The sequence below is a fragment of the Salmonella sp. NW38 genome (assembly GCF_051807745.1).
GTDB lineage: Bacteria > Pseudomonadota > Gammaproteobacteria > Enterobacterales > Enterobacteriaceae > Salmonella > Salmonella enterica.
The window spans coordinates 75,859-92,446 of the sequence record NZ_JAMMTO010000010.1; the positions used below are offsets into that span (position 1 = coordinate 75,859).

General features: G+C 53.0%; 16 protein-coding genes and 1 tRNA gene. 12 read left to right on the forward strand and 5 right to left on the reverse strand.

Annotated features, from left to right (window positions below):
- Window positions 1–6: 6 nt before the first annotated feature.
- Window positions 7–1,305 carry a hypothetical protein gene (locus NA624_RS17500; protein WP_001272647.1) on the forward strand — a complete coding sequence of 433 codons (1,299 nt, stop codon included), beginning with the start codon at window positions 7–9 and terminating at the stop codon, window positions 1,303–1,305.
- A 71-nt stretch (window positions 1,306–1,376) separates the two neighbouring features.
- Here NA624_RS17500 and NA624_RS17505 read toward each other — a convergent pair whose 3' ends face one another.
- From NA624_RS17505 to NA624_RS17515, 3 genes are all read right to left on the reverse strand, one after another.
- Window positions 1,377–2,546: a tyrosine-type recombinase/integrase gene (locus tag NA624_RS17505; RefSeq protein WP_000958643.1), complete on the reverse strand. Its 1,170-nt coding sequence runs from the start codon at window positions 2,544–2,546 to the stop codon at window positions 1,377–1,379.
- Between the two features lie 163 nt (window positions 2,547–2,709).
- Window positions 2,710–2,784 (reverse strand) — tRNA-Arg (locus NA624_RS17510).
- Window positions 2,785–2,859: 75 nt separating this feature from the next.
- Window positions 2,860–3,801, reverse strand: coding sequence for a formate/nitrite transporter family protein (locus NA624_RS17515; protein ID WP_000377765.1), 942 nt, complete (start codon window positions 3,799–3,801; stop codon window positions 2,860–2,862).
- A gap of 288 nt (window positions 3,802–4,089) precedes the next feature.
- On the opposite strand from NA624_RS17515, the gene mlaA reads away from it, so the two are divergent.
- The gene (gene mlaA / locus NA624_RS17520; RefSeq protein WP_000776789.1) at window positions 4,090–4,845 is read left to right on the forward strand and encodes a phospholipid-binding lipoprotein MlaA; all 756 of its coding nucleotides are present in this window, start codon (window positions 4,090–4,092) and stop codon (window positions 4,843–4,845) included.
- A 60-nt stretch (window positions 4,846–4,905) separates the two neighbouring features.
- Here the strand turns inward: mlaA and fadL are convergent, their stop codons facing one another.
- Entirely contained in the window at window positions 4,906–6,213 is a 1,308-nt protein-coding gene (gene fadL / locus NA624_RS17525) for a long-chain fatty acid transporter FadL (protein WP_001549822.1), read from the reverse strand.
- A 371-nt stretch (window positions 6,214–6,584) separates the two neighbouring features.
- Between fadL and NA624_RS17530 the strand changes: the two genes are divergently transcribed.
- The 4 genes from NA624_RS17530 to sixA all read left to right on the forward strand — a co-directional run bounded on the left by NA624_RS17530 (window position 6,585) and on the right by sixA (window position 11,197).
- A complete protein-coding gene (locus NA624_RS17530; RefSeq protein ID WP_000030904.1) occupies window positions 6,585–6,869 on the forward strand; it encodes a YfcZ/YiiS family protein in 285 nt (94 codons plus the stop codon).
- A 176-nt stretch (window positions 6,870–7,045) separates the two neighbouring features.
- Window positions 7,046–8,356, forward strand: a complete 1,311-nt coding sequence (fadI, locus tag NA624_RS17535) for an acetyl-CoA C-acyltransferase FadI (protein WP_001248116.1) — start codon at window positions 7,046–7,048, stop codon at window positions 8,354–8,356.
- Window positions 8,356–10,503 (forward strand): fatty acid oxidation complex subunit alpha FadJ, encoded by a 2,148-nt coding sequence (gene fadJ, locus NA624_RS17540; protein ID WP_000214151.1) that lies wholly within the window; start codon window positions 8,356–8,358, stop codon window positions 10,501–10,503. The genes fadI and fadJ overlap by 1 nt, the downstream gene beginning before the upstream one ends.
- Window positions 10,504–10,711: 208 nt before the next feature.
- The gene (gene sixA / locus NA624_RS17545) at window positions 10,712–11,197 is read left to right on the forward strand and encodes a phosphohistidine phosphatase SixA (RefSeq protein ID WP_001195800.1); all 486 of its coding nucleotides are present in this window, start codon (window positions 10,712–10,714) and stop codon (window positions 11,195–11,197) included.
- A 99-nt stretch (window positions 11,198–11,296) separates the two neighbouring features.
- Here sixA and smrB read toward each other — a convergent pair whose 3' ends face one another.
- The gene (gene smrB / locus NA624_RS17550) at window positions 11,297–11,848 is read right to left on the reverse strand and encodes an endonuclease SmrB (RefSeq protein WP_000730794.1); all 552 of its coding nucleotides are present in this window, start codon (window positions 11,846–11,848) and stop codon (window positions 11,297–11,299) included.
- A 165-nt stretch (window positions 11,849–12,013) separates the two neighbouring features.
- Between smrB and prmB the strand changes: the two genes are divergently transcribed.
- Genes prmB through NA624_RS17580 form a run of 6 tightly spaced genes read left to right on the forward strand, consistent with a single transcriptional unit; the run spans window position 12,014 to window position 16,560 of the window.
- Window positions 12,014–12,946 (forward strand): 50S ribosomal protein L3 N(5)-glutamine methyltransferase, encoded by a 933-nt coding sequence (gene prmB, locus NA624_RS17555; protein ID WP_001542449.1) that lies wholly within the window; start codon window positions 12,014–12,016, stop codon window positions 12,944–12,946.
- Window positions 12,947–12,981: 35 nt separating this feature from the next.
- A complete protein-coding gene (aroC, locus tag NA624_RS17560; protein ID WP_000918457.1) occupies window positions 12,982–14,067 on the forward strand; it encodes a chorismate synthase in 1,086 nt (361 codons plus the stop codon).
- Window positions 14,068–14,070: 3 nt separating this feature from the next.
- Window positions 14,071–14,895, forward strand: a complete 825-nt coding sequence (mepA, locus tag NA624_RS17565) for a penicillin-insensitive murein endopeptidase (protein WP_000750428.1) — start codon at window positions 14,071–14,073, stop codon at window positions 14,893–14,895.
- Window positions 14,895–15,704, forward strand: a complete 810-nt coding sequence (locus NA624_RS17570) for a sulfite exporter TauE/SafE family protein (protein WP_000368599.1) — start codon at window positions 14,895–14,897, stop codon at window positions 15,702–15,704. Before mepA ends, NA624_RS17570 begins: the two co-directional genes overlap by 1 nt.
- A complete protein-coding gene (locus NA624_RS17575) occupies window positions 15,704–16,252 on the forward strand; it encodes an elongation factor P hydroxylase (protein WP_001066345.1) in 549 nt (182 codons plus the stop codon). The genes NA624_RS17570 and NA624_RS17575 overlap by 1 nt, the downstream gene beginning before the upstream one ends.
- Window positions 16,253–16,284: 32 nt before the next feature.
- Window positions 16,285–16,560: a YfcL family protein gene (locus tag NA624_RS17580; protein WP_000559749.1), complete on the forward strand. Its 276-nt coding sequence runs from the start codon at window positions 16,285–16,287 to the stop codon at window positions 16,558–16,560.
- Window positions 16,561–16,588 lie beyond the last annotated feature (28 nt).

The following is a 16,588-nucleotide window of genomic DNA, read 5'->3' on the forward strand; positions in this document are numbered from 1 at the left end:
ATATTCATGTCAGCAGGAACCTTAACTCTTACCAATGACACAGATGCTGTTACTGGCAGCGGCACAGCGTTTACAGCAGAACTTGCTGCTGGCGATTTTATTGTCGTAACTGTCGGCGGCATCCCTTATACACTTCCGGTTAAAGCAGTAAATAACAATACATCACTGACGCTGGTTAGTGTTTACACAGGCCCGACACAATCCGGCGCTGCGTGGTCTGCCGTGCCTCGTGTTGCTTTGAACATGGTCACGGCTGCCTTGGTGGCTCAAAGCGCTGAGGCATTGCGAGGACTGAATTACGATAAGCAGAACTGGCAAAGCATTTTTAGTGGAACCGGCAACATAACAGTCAAATTACCTGATGGTTCTGCGTGGAACGGCCCTGCGTGGAATGGCATTACGACAGAACTAAATAAAAAGGCCAACGCCAGTGATCTCGGTTCTGCTGCTTCGAAAAACACTGGGTTAAATTCCGGTGACATAATGACGGTTGGGTCTTTTGGTATTGGTGCCAAAGATGGTGCCTATGCATTTGAAGTCAATGACTTTGGTGCAGTTCAGGTCGCAATGTCAGGTAGCGGACTCAGGACATATCGAAATAATGGTTTTCTTGGCGACGGTGATCAAAGTATTGCGCAATACAGCCCGACCATATGGGTTGGGACCGGGGATACCTGGGCATCATTATCGTTGCCGTATAGCCCTGCGGGGAAAATTGCGGTGGCATCAGGTAGTGAGTCTGCGGGCCGTATGGTAGTGAGGTTGCTATGGGATAATAGCAACACTGTCGTTGATGGTAATGGATTTATTAAACAGGCATCGCCGGTTGTCAGAATTTTCTCTGATGGAGGTTATGAAACGAATGATGAATCAGAAGGTGTGGTCGTAACCAGGATACAGACTGGCGAGTACCTTATCGAGGGGTGCACTGGCCTTAATGCAGATGCAGCATGGGGAGGGATTGACGGTGGATTTGAGATCCCCGTAGACCGAAATAAACTTGCTCGCATCTGGATCGATTATGAGGTCAATGCTGACGGTTCGGTACTGGTCAGAACGTATCACCGGGTTCATCCCTCAGCACCTCCGTTTGCTCAGAACAGAATAGGTAATACTGATATTAGCGGCATGTTTACTGAAACTGTTGCTGATGGTGAACCAGTCGACATTCCTGCAGATTCTTTTGTGTCTGTACGTGTGGAAATGCCGGAAAACAGCATCTGGAATAAGAAACAAGAGGCTACTCGTATCGCTATGGAGGAAGCCAGGATGAAAGAAGGGCGGACAGATGGTAATAATGTGTAGCGATTATTTATGATGTGGCGCTGTCGACGCTGTACAGAAAGTTCCCTGCTTCATAATTTGCTTTGGTGGTATTACGTCACCTTCTCATCAAGCCAGTCCGCCCAAAATTGCATCATTTCTCTGCGGGTAGCCAGATATGCAGCATGGTTGTAAACTGAGCGCGTCCCGCCGCTTACGTGTGCCAGCTGCATCTCTATTGCGTCGCTGTTCCAGTGCTTCTCGTTGAGTACCGTGCTGAATTGATGTCTGAAACCGTGTCCGCATGTCTGCCCTTCATATCCTATGCCGCGGATTACACCAAGGACGGCATTTTCGCTGATTGGCTTCTTCCTGTCATTCCTTCCCGGGAAGCAAAGTTCGTACTGTCCGGTGATTTGTTGCAGGAATTTGAAAAGCGCTGTAACTTGCTCTGACATTGGAACGACATGCAGTTTTCTTCCTTTCATGACTTCAGGGTCAACGGTGATCAGCCTGTTTTCAAAGTCAATTCCTGACCATACCAACGAACGTAACTCCACTGTTCGCATTGCTGTATAGTGAAGAACTTGAGCAGCAATCTTACCTATAACCCAGCCTCCATACCCATTCAGCGCCCTCTGGAATTCGTGAATGCGATGCATAGGTAGGAAAGGGTAGTTGTTTTTTCTGTAACCCTTCATTGCCCCAACAAGGTCTGGAGCCGGATTATATTTAGCTCTTCCGGTTACTATTGCGTAGCTGAAAACCTCGCCACACCTGCGACGAGCCTTATCAGCACGTTCCATCGCCCCTCTGTCCTCAAATAGCCTGATCACCTTCAGTAGCATCATCGGCTCCACCTCTTCCATTCTCAGATGTCCGATGAGCGGCAATATATCGTCAGTGAACATGTTCATCATTTCGTCAGCATATCCTTTCGACCATACCTTCGATTTATGAGCATGCCACTCCCTGAAGATATCACCGAACGAATCAGCTACTTCTTCCTTTTCCTTCTTCTTTATAGCCTGTTTCTGTTCTGATGGGTCCACGCCAGCAAGCAGCTTCATTTTCGCGTCAGATTGTTTTGCCCTGGCTTCGGTAAGGGAGATTTGCGGATAGGGACCGATGACCAGCGTCTTTTCCTTTCCTTCGAACCGGTAGCGCATTCGCCACACCTTTTTGCCTGATGGAGGTACGAACAGGAACAGGCCTCCAGAATCAGCAAGGCGATATGATTTTTCTGCAGGTTTTGCTGCGTCAATTTGCTTAACCGTGAGCATGTGGGCATAAATCCGTGGTCATTTTAACATGTGCCCACAATATGCCCGCATTATTGTGCGGTAGTCAACGATCTGCTACGAACGTCTAAGAACTTATTTTTGGTATAAGTAGTGATTATTAAGGGGATTCTAGAACTGTAACGAACGAGGAAGAACTGAAAAGTGGTGTCCCCTGCAGGAATCGAACCTGCAACTAGCCCTTAGGAGGGGCTCGTTATATCCATTTAACTAAGGGGACAACGCGGCGCCAGTATAGCGTTTTTTATTCGCCGGAGTAAGTGTAGCGCCGCCTGACTGGTTAAACCGTCGCCACTCAGCGCTGTTTTTCCGCTTTTTTCCGCTCCCGTTCCAGGCGCTCGCCGCGTAGCCTCGCTTCTTCCTTACGCTTATTGCTCATATCGTTGCGGATCTGCGCGTGGCTCATCAATGCGAAAATAAAGGTGCCGCCGCAGATATTTCCGGCAAGTGTGGGAAGGGCGAAGGGCCAGAGAAAGTCGCTCCAGGGCAGCGTGCCGTTGAAAACCAAATACAAAATTTCAACGGAACCGACGACAATATGGGTGGTATCGCCCAGCGCGATAAGCCAGGTCATCAAAATAATGACCACAATTTTTGCCCCGCCTGCAGCAGGAAACATCCATACCATTGTGGCGATGATCCAGCCAGAGATAATCGCGTTGGCAAACATCTCCGTTGGGCTATTTTTCATGACCTCCATGCCAATTTTGACAAAGGCGTCGCGGGTCTCTTCATCAAATATAGGCATATATTCAAATGCCCACGCCGCAACCCCGGTGCCAATAAGGTTGCCCAATAAGACTACGCCCCATAAGCGCATCAGCAGACCAACGTTACTCAGAGTGGGATTTTGCATTACCGGCAATACGGCAGTAACGGTATTTTCAGTAAATAATTGCTGGCGGGCCATGATGACAATGATAAAACCAAAGGTATAGCCGAGATTTTCCAGTAAAAAGCCGCCGGGAACGCCTTCAAGCTGCACGTGGAAAATCCCTTTCGCCAGGAGTGATGCCCCCATAGAAAGTCCTGCGGCAATGGCTGACCAGAGCAAAGCCATCGCATCGCGTTCCATCTCTTTTTCACCATCCTGGCGAATATGTTCATGAATCGCCATGGCGCGGGAAGGAAGACGATCTTCATCCACCTCAATCTCTTTACCGATTTGTTTTTCTTCGCTTTCAACTTCCAGGTCACTGCTGTGCCGGTTAATTTTATCGTCGTTAAGGCTATCCATGATGATCCCTGCTGATTAACACATATTAATAAAGCGTAGCGGTTTTTCATTTACCCAGGCCGGGGCATTCTCCGAAAAAATAAAAATGATCACGCTCGTTTTTATCTGTTTCGTTAGAATAGGGCCGTCACGTTGTTGCGTTACCAGGCTATGCTCAGAGCAATGAGATCGCGCATATAGACATCGTTTGACGTGCTGTTAAAATCGCTCACACCTAAACAGGCGGATACGGTAGCGTTCCGTCATGGATGGCAATCAGCGATAGCCATAATTCACAGGGAGACATCTATGAAGCTTCGCCTGTCGGCGCTGGCGCTGGGAACCACACTGCTGGTCGGGTGTGCGAGTTCCGGTACAGAACAGCAGGGGCGTTCAGACCCATTTGAAGGGTTTAACCGCACCATGTACAACTTCAACTTTAATGTGCTGGACCCGTATGTTGTTCGGCCGGTCGCGGTCGCCTGGCGTGATTATGTTCCACAGCCTGCGCGTAACGGTTTAAGTAATTTCACCGGCAACCTCGAAGAACCGGCGATCATGGTGAACTATTTCCTGCAGGGCGATCCTTATCAGGGTATGGTGCATTTCACCCGTTTCTTCCTGAACACCTTATTAGGGATGGGCGGCTTTATTGACGTCGCGGGAATGGCGAATCCTAAGCTGCAGCGCGTTGAACCGCATCGCTTTGGCAGTACGCTGGGCCATTATGGCGTGGGGTATGGGCCTTATGTGCAACTTCCGTTCTACGGCAGCTTCACGCTGCGTGAAGATGGCGGGGATATGGCGGATACCTTGTATCCGGTGCTCTCGTGGTTGACCTGGCCAATGTCCATAGGAAAATGGACTATCGAAGGGATAGAAACCCGCGCGCAGTTGCTGGACTCCGATGGTTTGCTGCGCCAGTCTTCCGATCCTTATATTATGGTGCGCGAGGCGTACTTCCAGCGTCATGACTTTATCGCCAATGGCGGAAAACTCAAGCCGCAGGAAAACCCGAACGCGCAGGCGATTCAGGACGAACTCAAAGAGATCGATTCGGAATAAACGGCAGTAAATAAAAAGGTGAGCGCAATGCTCACCTTTTTGATCCGTTTCAGAAAGAGATTAGAACGCGTAGTTAAAGTTAGTACCGAACAGCCAGGCTTTCCCTTCAGATTCAAACTGATAAGGGCCTTCATTAATTTTCACGCTCTGACCATGCATATAAGAGACGCCAACGTCGACAGACGCATCTTTATTAAAGGCGTAAGTCGTACCGGCGCTCAGCCAGAAACGGTCCTGGTCCGGAATAGAGATAGAACGGTTTTGTGCTGGTACCGGGCTGTCATCGAAGGCGATACCGGTACGGAACGTCCAGTTGTCATCGTAGTAATAGGTGGTACCCAACGCAATGCGATAAGCGTCTTTAAAGCCTTCATGCTTCTCAAAGAGCGTATCGCCGGCGGTCGATTTTGCCTTCAATTCCTGGAACTGACTCCAGCTGGTATAGGCCAGGCTATAGTGGATGGCCCACTGTGGCGCCACACGGTTATAACCGGACACTTCCCACATTTCCGGCAGATTCAGCGTCAGGTAGCCTGACTGCGTCGCGCCGCCGGTTGCCGTTGGGATGGGCAGATTAAATTGGTTTATAGCGATGGGAAGATCGCTACTGTAGTTGCCTTTAAAGTCAATTTTGACTTCCGAGCGGTAGGTCAGCGCGTAGCGGTTATTTTTATCCAGTTCATAAAGGATCCCGGCATTCCAGCCAAAGCCCCACTGATTACCGTTCAGGTGGGCAATCTTGGTGTCGCTGGGAATCCGACCCGCGACCGGCGCCAGCGCCGGATTCTGTGCCGCGACCAACTGGCCTAAATCGCCCGCAAAACGTTCGATTTTCGCGCGTGCGTATACCGCATCAAAGCCAAGGCCGAAGCTCCAGGCCTCATTTAAGCGATAAGCGCCGCTTAAATTCAGGTTCATGGTTTCAAGATCGGTCGTACCGCCAACCGAGCCGCCGGCGTATGTGTCGTTAAACTCTGTCGCCAGACCATAGTTAGAGGTAATAGAAGCCCCCCAGCCAAACTGATCGTTAATCGGGGCGACAAAATGGACGTTCGGCACCCAGGCCGTCGGTGCGATGTTATCCGCATCTAACGTCCGACGAGATGGCGATGTCCCGCTAATATTAACATCAGGATCTATATAAACCGCGCCCGCTGAAAACGTCGGGCGGTCAAACATGGTAATTAACGCCGGGTTGCGGCTAACGTTACCCGCATCATCTGCGATTGCGCCTTCACCCGAATAGGCCCGGCCAAGGCCAGAGGAAGAAAATTCGTTTAACTGAAAGCCTGCAGACCAGGCTTGGGTGGAGATGATTGCCACTGCGACTGCGAGAGCAGACTTTGTAAACAGGGTTTTCTGGCTCATGACCATAACCTCATTGATTATTTTTATACAAACTATGTTACATGCTGTAACAGGAGCGCGAAGTGTAGGGTCTGCGGTACGACTTAGAAATCAGACCAGTGGCGAGAGTATAGGTCTGACCAGCTGGAATGTTGCAAGTATGTTTATAAGTTTTTTCAATTGTGATCTTAGAAACGAGATCTGGCTGGCAAAATCGGCGGGCTTAACGGTCACCCGATCGCGCGATTTTTGTTTTAGATCATTTTTAAGTGTGATTTCGGTCACTTAACATGTTTCTCACCATTAACGACTGGAGAGGCGAATGCCGGGAGCGTAAAATATCCCCATCGTTTATCTGGCACCCTGGGTGCAAATACAGAGGAAATCTACAAATGAGTAAATGCAGTGCTGATGAAACCCCGGTTTGCTGCTGTATGGACGTTGGAACCATCATGGACAACTCCGATTGCACCGCGTCATACAGCCGCGTATTCGCTACCCGCGCAGAGGCTGAAGAGACGCTGGCGGCGTTAACCGAAAAAGCGCGTAGCGTGGAGTCTGAACCTTGCCAAATTACGCCAACCTTTACCGAGGAATCCGAAGGCGTTCGTCTGGATATTGATTTTGTTTTCGCCTGCGAAGCAGAAACGCTGATCTTCCAGCTCGGCCTGCGTTAATCCGTTCATTCACGACGCCTCCGTCATCATCTGGCGGAGGCGTTTTCTTTTTTTGTCGCTTCCCTTCACTGTGCCTTAGCTCCCACTTTCTTTTCTCTCTGCTTGGCTAAATGTAAAAAATTGGTTAAGACTGTGATCAGGTCAGACCACTAATTTATTTTTTACAGGGGAGTACTATGCGTCAGGCTTTACCGTTGGTCACCCGCCAGGGCGATCGCATTGCTATTGTCAGTGGGTTACGAACCCCCTTCGCTCGTCAGGCCACTGCATTTCATGGTATTCCCGCTGTTGATCTCGGCAAGATGGTGGTAGGCGAGCTGCTGGCGCGCAGTGAAATTCCAGCCGATGCCATTGAGCAACTGGTTTTTGGTCAGGTAGTACAAATGCCGGAAGCGCCCAACATTGCGCGCGAAATTGTGCTGGGTACGGGGATGAATGTTCATACCGATGCCTATAGCGTAAGCCGCGCCTGCGCCACCAGTTTTCAGGCGGTAGCGAATGTGGCGGAAAGCCTGATGGCCGGCACGATACGCGCGGGTATCGCTGGCGGCGCAGATTCGTCGTCGGTACTGCCAATAGGCGTGAGTAAAGCCCTGGCGCGGGTACTGGTTGATGTCAATAAAGCCCGGACGACCCGCCAACGGCTGACGATTTTTTCTCGTCTGCGCTTACGCGACCTGCTGCCCGTTCCTCCCGCCGTTGCTGAGTATTCCACCGGTCTGCGCATGGGCGATACCGCCGAACAGATGGCGAAAACGTATGGTATTACGCGTGAACAGCAGGACGCGCTGGCGCATCGTTCACATCAGCGCGCCGCGCAGGCATGGGCGGAGGGCAAACTGGCGGAAGAAGTGATGACGACCTATGTGCCGCCGTATAAAAACCCCTTTGCAGAAGACAACAACATTCGCGGCACCTCCACGCTGGCGGACTACGCCAAACTGCGTCCCGCTTTTGACCGAAAACATGGCTCTGTGACCGCCGCCAATAGTACACCGCTGACCGACGGCGCTGCCGCCGTTATTCTGATGACCGAATCCCGCGCTAAAGAGCTGGGGCTGCACCCGCTTGGTTATCTGCGCAGCTACGCCTTTACCGCTATTGATGTCTGGCAGGACATGCTATTGGGGCCGGCCTGGTCAACGCCGCTGGCGCTAGAGCGGGCCGGGTTGACGATGGCCGATCTGACGCTTTTTGACATGCATGAAGCGTTTGCCGCCCAGACTCTGGCGAACTTACAACTGCTGGGCAGCGAACGATTTGCCCGTGAGGTGCTTGGTCGTGCGCAGGCGACAGGGGAGGTGGATGACGCTAAATTCAACGTGCTCGGCGGCTCAATCGCCTACGGGCATCCTTTTGCCGCAACGGGCGCGCGGATGATAACCCAAACGTTGCATGAATTACGGCGTCGGGGCGGAGGTTTTGGCCTGGTCACGGCCTGCGCGGCTGGCGGTCTTGGCGCGGCGATGGTTCTGGAGGCGGAATAATGACTACCACATCAGCTTTTATGCTTAACGTGCGTCTGGATAATGTCGCGGTTGTCGCTATTGATGTCCCTGGAGAAAAGGTGAACACCCTGAAAGCGGAGTTTGCCGCGCAGGTACGCGCCATCCTGAAGCAAATCCGGGAAAATAAAGCGTTGCAGGGCGTTGTTTTTATCTCAGCCAAAGCAGATAACTTTATTGCTGGCGCTGATATCAACATGATAGGCCACTGCCAAAACGCGCAGGAAGCGGAAACGCTGGCGCGTCAGGGGCAACAACTGATGGCGGAGATCCAGGCATTGCCTGTTCCGGTTATCGCCGCCATTCACGGCGCCTGCCTGGGGGGCGGCCTTGAAATGGCGCTGGCCTGCCATCGGCGCATCTGTACCGACGACGTTAAAACCGTTCTCGGACTGCCGGAGGTACAGTTAGGGCTTTTACCGGGATCGGGCGGAACGCAGCGACTTCCGCGGCTGGTGGGGGTCAGTACCGCGCTGGATATGATCCTGACAGGTAAACAGCTTCGCGCCAGACAGGCGCTTAGAGCCGGGCTGGTTGATGATGTGGTGCCGCAAACTATTTTACTGGAAGCGGCTGTCGAGCTGGCTAAAAAAGAACGTCTGGCGCAGCGGACATTACCGGTCCGGGAACGTATCCTGGCGGGGCCGTTGGGACGCGCGCTGTTATTTCGCCTGGTGCGTAAAAAGACGGCGCAAAAAACGCAGGGTAATTATCCGGCGACGGAGCGGATCATTGATGTGATTGAAACTGGACTGGCGCAGGGCAGCAGTAGCGGCTATGACGCGGAAGCGCGCGCTTTCGGCGAGCTGGCGATGACGCCTCAATCGCAGGCGCTGCGCGCTATTTTCTTTGCCAGTACCGAGGTGAAAAAAGATCCCGGTAGCGATGCGCCGCCCGGCCCGCTGAACAGCGTGGGCATCTTAGGCGGCGGGTTAATGGGCGGCGGTATCGCCTGGGTTACGGCCTGTAAAGGCGGCTTGCCAGTACGAATTAAGGATATAAATACTCAGGGGATCAATCATGCTCTGAAGTACAGCTGGGATCTGCTTGAAACAAAAGTACGCCGCCGCCATATCAAAGCCAGCGAACGCGATAAACAGTTGGCGTTGATATCAGGTTCGACCGATTACCGTGGTTTCAGTCATCGTGATCTGGTCATTGAAGCGGTGTTTGAAGATCTGCCGTTAAAACAACAGATGGTGGCGGAAGTGGAGCAAAATTGCGCTGCTCACACCATTTTTGCCTCCAATACTTCTTCCCTGCCGATTGGCGATATTGCGGCGAATGCGGCCAGACCGGAACAGGTGATTGGATTGCACTTTTTTAGCCCGGTCGAAAAAATGCCGCTGGTTGAGGTTATTCCTCATGCGTCTACTTCCGCGCAGACCATCGCCACGACCGTTAAGCTGGCGAAAAAACAGGGTAAAACCCCGATAGTCGTCAGTGATAAAGCCGGGTTTTATGTTAACCGAATTCTTGCGCCGTATATCAATGAGGCGATTCGGATGCTGACTGAAGGCGAACGCGTCGAACATATTGACGCCGCCCTGGTAAAATTTGGTTTTCCGGTGGGGCCAATCCAACTTTTGGATGAGGTAGGAATCGACACGGGCACTAAAATTATTCCTGTGCTTGAGGCGGCGTATGGAGAACGTTTTAGCGCGCCTGCAAATGTTGTCGCTTCAATTTTGAATGACGATCGCAAAGGTAGAAAAAATGGTCGCGGTTTCTATCTTTATGGCGAAAAAGGGCGTAAAAGCAAAAAACAGGTTGACCCTGCTATTTATAAGCTTATTGGCGTGCAAGGGCAGAGTCGACTGTCTGCGCAGCAGGTGGCAGATCGCTGTGTCATGTTAATGCTTAACGAAGCGGCGCGCTGTTTCGACGAAAAAGTGATTCGCAGCGCGCGCGATGGCGATATTGGCGCCGTGTTTGGTATCGGTTTTCCGCCGTTTCTCGGTGGCCCGTTCCGCTATATGGATGCTCTCGGGCCGGGTGAAATGGTGGCGACATTACAGCGCCTGGCCGCACTTTACGGTCCTCGTTACGCGCCTTGTGAACAATTAGTGCGCATGGCGGAGCGCAGGGAACATTTCTGGACGAATGGGGAAACTGACCAGGGAAATTGAGGTCAAAGAGAATATGAATCCGCACTGAATGCCTCCTTAGTGGCGAAATAATAATCAAGGATTGACTATACTTACGCCATTGAGGTAAAAAACAGCGTTTCATTCAGTGAATGGATAAGGCACAATGCCGGCCACCGCATTTTTGCCGCAGCCAATAGGGGCATGTGGTAAGCGTGTTGGTGAAACTGGTTAACAAAAGCGGTGCAATATGCAAGTTTTTATCATGCGTCACGGCGACGCAGCCCTCGATGCCGCCAGTGATTCGGTTCGTCCCTTGACCCCTTGTGGGTGTGACGAGTCTCGCCTGATGGCGAACTGGCTGAAAGGTCAAAAAGTGGATATCGAACGTGTTCTGGTGAGTCCGTTTCTTCGGGCCGAACAGACGTTAGATGTGGTCGGCGATTGTATGAATCTGCCGGCTCAGGTGGATGTCCTGCCGGAGCTAACGCCCTGTGGCGATGTCGGTCTGGTCAGCGCCTACCTCCAGGCGCTGGCCAATGAAGAGATCGGATCGGTGCTGGTGATCTCTCACTTACCTCTGGTCGGATACCTGGTATCTGAGCTTTGTCCGGGCGAAACGCCGCCGATGTTCACGACGTCCGCAATTGCCAACGTTACGCTTGATGAAAGCGGCAAGGGGACATTCAACTGGCAAATGAGTCCCTGCAATCTGAAAATGGCGAAAGCGATTTAATCTTTGCTGCCTGATGGCGCTTCGCTTATCAGGCCTACGACAGCGTTGGCTGTTCGTAGGCTGGATAAGGCGCTTGCGCCGCCATCCGGCAATTCCGCATCAGGGTAATTCGGGCGGTTGCCACTCTTCCACTTCAATCAACACCAGCAGCGCGGCGTCGCCGCCGTACTCTTTCGGCGCCTGATGAAAGGCCATCACATGCGGATGCTGCGCCAGCCATAACGGCGTTTGCTGTTTCAGAATATGTTTACCGTGTCCATGCATGACGCAGGCGCAAAAAATATGTTCCCGACGGCAGGCGGCAATTAGCGCCCCCAGTTCCTGCTTGGCCTGAAGCTGCGTTAAGCCGTGTAAATCCAGAAACAGTTCCGGCGAATAGTCGCCGCGACGCATTTTTTTTAGCTCGAAATGGCTGACATCTTCACGGACATACTTTACCGGCCCTTCCGTATTGAGCAGCGGCTGGAACTCATCAGAAAAATAGTGGCTGGCGTCCGCCTGTTCCTGAATTAACCTTCGGGTAGGGACTTCCGTGATTTTCTTGCGCAGTGGCCGATGGACGATAGTATCCTGTTTAATCTTTCGGGTGCCGACCATCAGCTGACGGAACAGCGCCTGGTCCTCCTCGCTGAGCGATGTTTTCTTTTTCATTCGTGGGTCTCGTCTGATCTTTTGCCTTAGTTTACCCGACCCGGAGGATATCCGAACGGTCAAAACGGATTTTTCGTATTCTCCCGCCGCGTCAATGCTGATTTATCCCTGTCTTCGTGGCAAACTAGCCGCCGAATTTAATGCGAGCATGCCCTGGAGGAATACGTGGATAAAATTTTCGTCGATGAAGCAGTAAGTGAACTGCATACCATTCAGGACATGTTGCGCTGGGCGGTAAGCCGCTTTAGCGCGGCGAATATCTGGTATGGACACGGTACCGATAACCCGTGGGATGAAGCGGTGCAACTGGTGTTGCCGTCTCTTTATCTGCCGCTGGATATTCCGGAAGATATGCGGACCGCGCGGCTGACGTCCAGCGAAAAACACCGCATTGTCGAGCGAGTGATTCGTCGCATTAACGAGCGTATCCCGGTCGCCTACCTGACCAATAAAGCCTGGTTCTGCGGCCACGAATTTTATGTCGATGAGCGCGTGCTGGTGCCGCGTTCGCCCATTGGCGAGCTGATTAATAACCACTTCGCCGGCCTTATTAGCCAACAGCCGAAATATATTCTGGATATGTGTACCGGCAGCGGCTGCATCGCCATCGCCTGTGCTTATGCTTTCCCGGACTCAGAGGTTGATGCGGTCGATATTTCGCCGGATGCGCTGGCTGTCGCCGAGCATAACATTGAAGAACACGGTCTTATCCATCACGTGACGCCAATCCGTTCCGATCTGTTCCGCGATCTGCCGAAAGTTCAGTACGATCTGATTGTCACTAACCCGCCTTATGTCGATGCGGAGGATATGTCCGATCTGCCGAACGAATATCGCCACGAACCTGAGCTGGGGCTGGCGTCCGGCACTGACGGCCTCAAATTGACCCGTCGTATCCTGGGGAATGCGCCGGATTATCTGTCCGATGACGGCGTTCTGATTTGTGAAGTCGGAAACAGCATGGTACATCTGATGGAGCAGTATCCGGATGTGCCGTTCACCTGGCTGGAGTTTGACAACGGCGGCGATGGCGTCTTTATGTTGACCAAAGCGCAGTTGCTCGCGGCCCGTGAACATTTCAATATTTATAAAGATTAAAACACGCAAACGACAACAACGATAACGGAGCCGTGATGGCAGGAAACACAATTGGACAACTCTTTCGCGTAACCACTTTCGGCGAATCACACGGGCTGGCGCTTGGGTGTATCGTCGATGGCGTGCCGCCCGGCATCCCGTTGACGGAGGCCGATCTGCAGCACGATCTCGACAGACGCCGCCCTGGCACCTCGCGCTATACTACCCAGCGCCGCGAACCGGATCAGGTAAAAATTCTCTCCGGCGTGTTTGATGGCGTGACGACCGGCACCAGCATTGGCCTGCTGATTGAAAACACCGATCAGCGCTCGCAGGACTACAGCGCGATTAAAGATGTTTTTCGTCCGGGACACGCGGATTACACCTATGAGCAGAAATACGGCCTGCGCGATTACCGTGGCGGTGGACGTTCTTCCGCGCGTGAAACCGCGATGCGCGTAGCGGCAGGGGCGATTGCCAAGAAATACCTGGCGGAAAAGTTCGGCATCGAAATCCGCGGCTGCCTGACCCAGATGGGCGACATTCCGCTGGAGATTAAAGACTGGCGTCAGGTTGAGCTTAATCCGTTCTTTTGTCCCGATGCGGACAAACTTGACGCGCTGGACGAACTGATGCGCGCGCTGAAAAAAGAGGGTGACTCCATCGGCGCGAAAGTGACGGTGATGGCGAGCGGCGTGCCGGCAGGGCTTGGCGAACCGGTTTTTGACCGACTGGATGCGGACATCGCCCATGCGCTGATGAGCATCAATGCGGTGAAAGGCGTGGAGATCGGCGAAGGATTTAACGTGGTGGCGCTGCGCGGCAGCCAGAATCGCGATGAAATCACGGCGCAGGGTTTTCAGAGCAACCACGCTGGCGGCATCCTCGGTGGCATCAGTAGCGGGCAACACATTGTGGCGCATATGGCGCTGAAACCTACCTCCAGCATTACCGTGCCGGGACGTACGATCAACCGGATGGGTGAAGAAGTCGAAATGATCACCAAAGGGCGCCACGATCCGTGTGTGGGGATTCGCGCAGTGCCGATCGCAGAAGCCATGCTGGCGATCGTGCTGATGGATCACCTGCTGCGCCATCGGGCACAGAATGCGGATGTAAAGACAGAGATTCCACGCTGGTAAGAAATGAAAAAAACCGCGATTGCGCTGCTGGCATGGTTTGTCAGTAGCGCCAGCCTGGCGGCGACGCCGTGGCAGAAAATAACCCATCCTGTCCCCGGCGCCGCCCAGTCTATCGGTAGCTTTGCCAACGGATGCATCATTGGCGCCGACACGTTGCCGGTACAGTCCGATAATTATCAGGTGATGCGCACCGATCAGCGCCGTTATTTCGGCCACCCGGACTTGGTTATGTTTATCCAGCGGTTGAGTCATCAGGCGCAGCAACGGGGGCTCGGAACCGTCCTGATAGGCGACATGGGGATGCCTGCCGGAGGCCGCTTTAATGGCGGACACGCCAGTCATCAGACCGGGCTTGATGTGGATATTTTCTTGCAGTTGCCGAAAACGCGCTGGAGCCAGGCGCAGCTATTACGCCCGCAGGCGTTAGATCTGGTGTCCCGCGACGGTAAACATGTCGTGCCGTCGCGCTGGTCGTCGGATATCGCCAGTCTGATCAAACTGGCGGCACAAGACAATGACGTCACCCGTATTTTCGTCAATCCGGCTATTAAACAACAGCTTTGCCTCGATGCCGGAAACGATCGTGACTGGCTACGTAAAGTACGCCCCTGGTTCCAGCATCGCGCGCATATGCACGTGCGTTTACGCTGCCCTGCCGACAGCCTGGAGTGCGAAGATCAACCTTTACCCCCGCCGGGCGATGGATGCGGCGCTGAACTGCAAAGCTGGTTCGAACCGCCAAAACCTGGCACCACAAAGCCTGAGAAGAAGACACCGCCGCCGCTGCCGCCTTCCTGCCAGGCGCTACTGGATGAGCATGTACTCTGATGGACAATTTTTATGATCTGTTTATGGTCTCCCCGCTGCTGCTGGTGGTGCTGTTTTTTGTCGCCGTACTGGCAGGATTTATCGATTCTATCGCCGGGGGCGGAGGGCTGCTCACTATCCCTGCGCTGATGGCCGCCGGGATGTCGCCGGCAAACGCGCTGGCGACCAATAAATTACAGGCGTGCGGCGGCTCCCTCTCATCTTCGCTCTATTTTATTCGCCGTAAAGTGGTAAACCTGGCCGAGCAAAAGCTCAATATTCTGATGACGTTCATTGGCTCGATGAGCGGCGCGCTGCTGGTGCAGCACGTGCAGGCGGATATTTTGCGCCAGATCTTGCCCATCCTGGTGATTTTCATCGGCCTCTATTTTTTATTGATGCCGAAGCTGGGCGAGGAAGATCGCCAGCGCCGCCTGTATGGATTGCCGTTCGCGCTGATAGCCGGGGGATGCGTCGGGTTTTACGACGGCTTTTTCGGGCCTGCCGCCGGGTCGTTTTACGCTCTGGCGTTTGTCACCTTATGTGGCTATAACCTGGCGAAATCCACGGCACATGCCAAAGTGCTTAACGCTACCTCCAACGTTGGCGGCCTGCTGTTATTTATCATCGGCGGCAAAGTGATCTGGGCGACGGGCTTCGTGATGCTGGTTGGTCAGTTTTTAGGGGCGCGAATGGGGTCGCGTCTGGTGTTGAGCAAAGGCCAAAAGCTTATCAGACCGATGATCGTTATTGTCTCGGCGGTAATGAGCGCCAGGTTACTTTATGATAGCCACGGACAGGAGATCCTCCACTGGTTGGGGATGAATTAATGAACAATACGCACCATTACGAACAGTTAATTGAGATTTTTAACGGCTGCTTTGCCGAAGAATTTAATACCCGTCTGATTAAAGGCGACGACGAACCGATCTATCTTCCTGCTGACGCGCAGGTACCGTACCACCGCATCGTCTTTGCGCATGGGTTTTACGCCAGCGCGCTGCATGAGATTTCTCACTGGTGTATCGCCGGTAAGGCGCGTCGCGAACTGGTTGACTTTGGTTACTGGTACTGCCCGGATGGACGCGACGCGCAGACCCAAAGTCAATTCGAAGACGTGGAGGTGAAGCCACAGGCTTTCGACTGGTTGTTTTGCGTGGCGGCGGGGTATCCCTTTAACGTCAGTTGCGACAATCTGGAAGGCGATATTGAGCCGGATCGCGTGGCGTTTCAGCGCAGGGTTCATGCGCAGGTAATGGCGTATCTGGAGCAGGGCATTCCTGAACGTCCGGCCCGCTTCATCAAAGCGCTACAGAATTACTATCACACGCCCGAACTTAAGGCGGAACAGTTCCCGTGGCCGGAAGCGCTTAATTAAAGCCAGCGCCACGTTTACAATGAGGAAAGAAGATGATCGCGGAGTTTGAATCACGCATTCTGGCATTAATTGACGATATGGTAGAGCACGCCAGCGACGATGAGCTTTTTGCCAGTGGATACCTGCGTGGCCACCTGACGTTAGCCATTGCCGAGCTGGAGAGCGGTGATGACCACTCCGTCGAGGCGGTCTATGCCAACGTTAGCCAAAGTCTGGAAAAAGCGATCGGCGCCGGCGAACTGTCGCCGCGCGATCAGGCGTTAGTCAAAGCGATGTGGGACAATTTGTTCGACAAGGCAAAACAATAACGCCGTGGGCCGGAAGGCGACGCTTGCC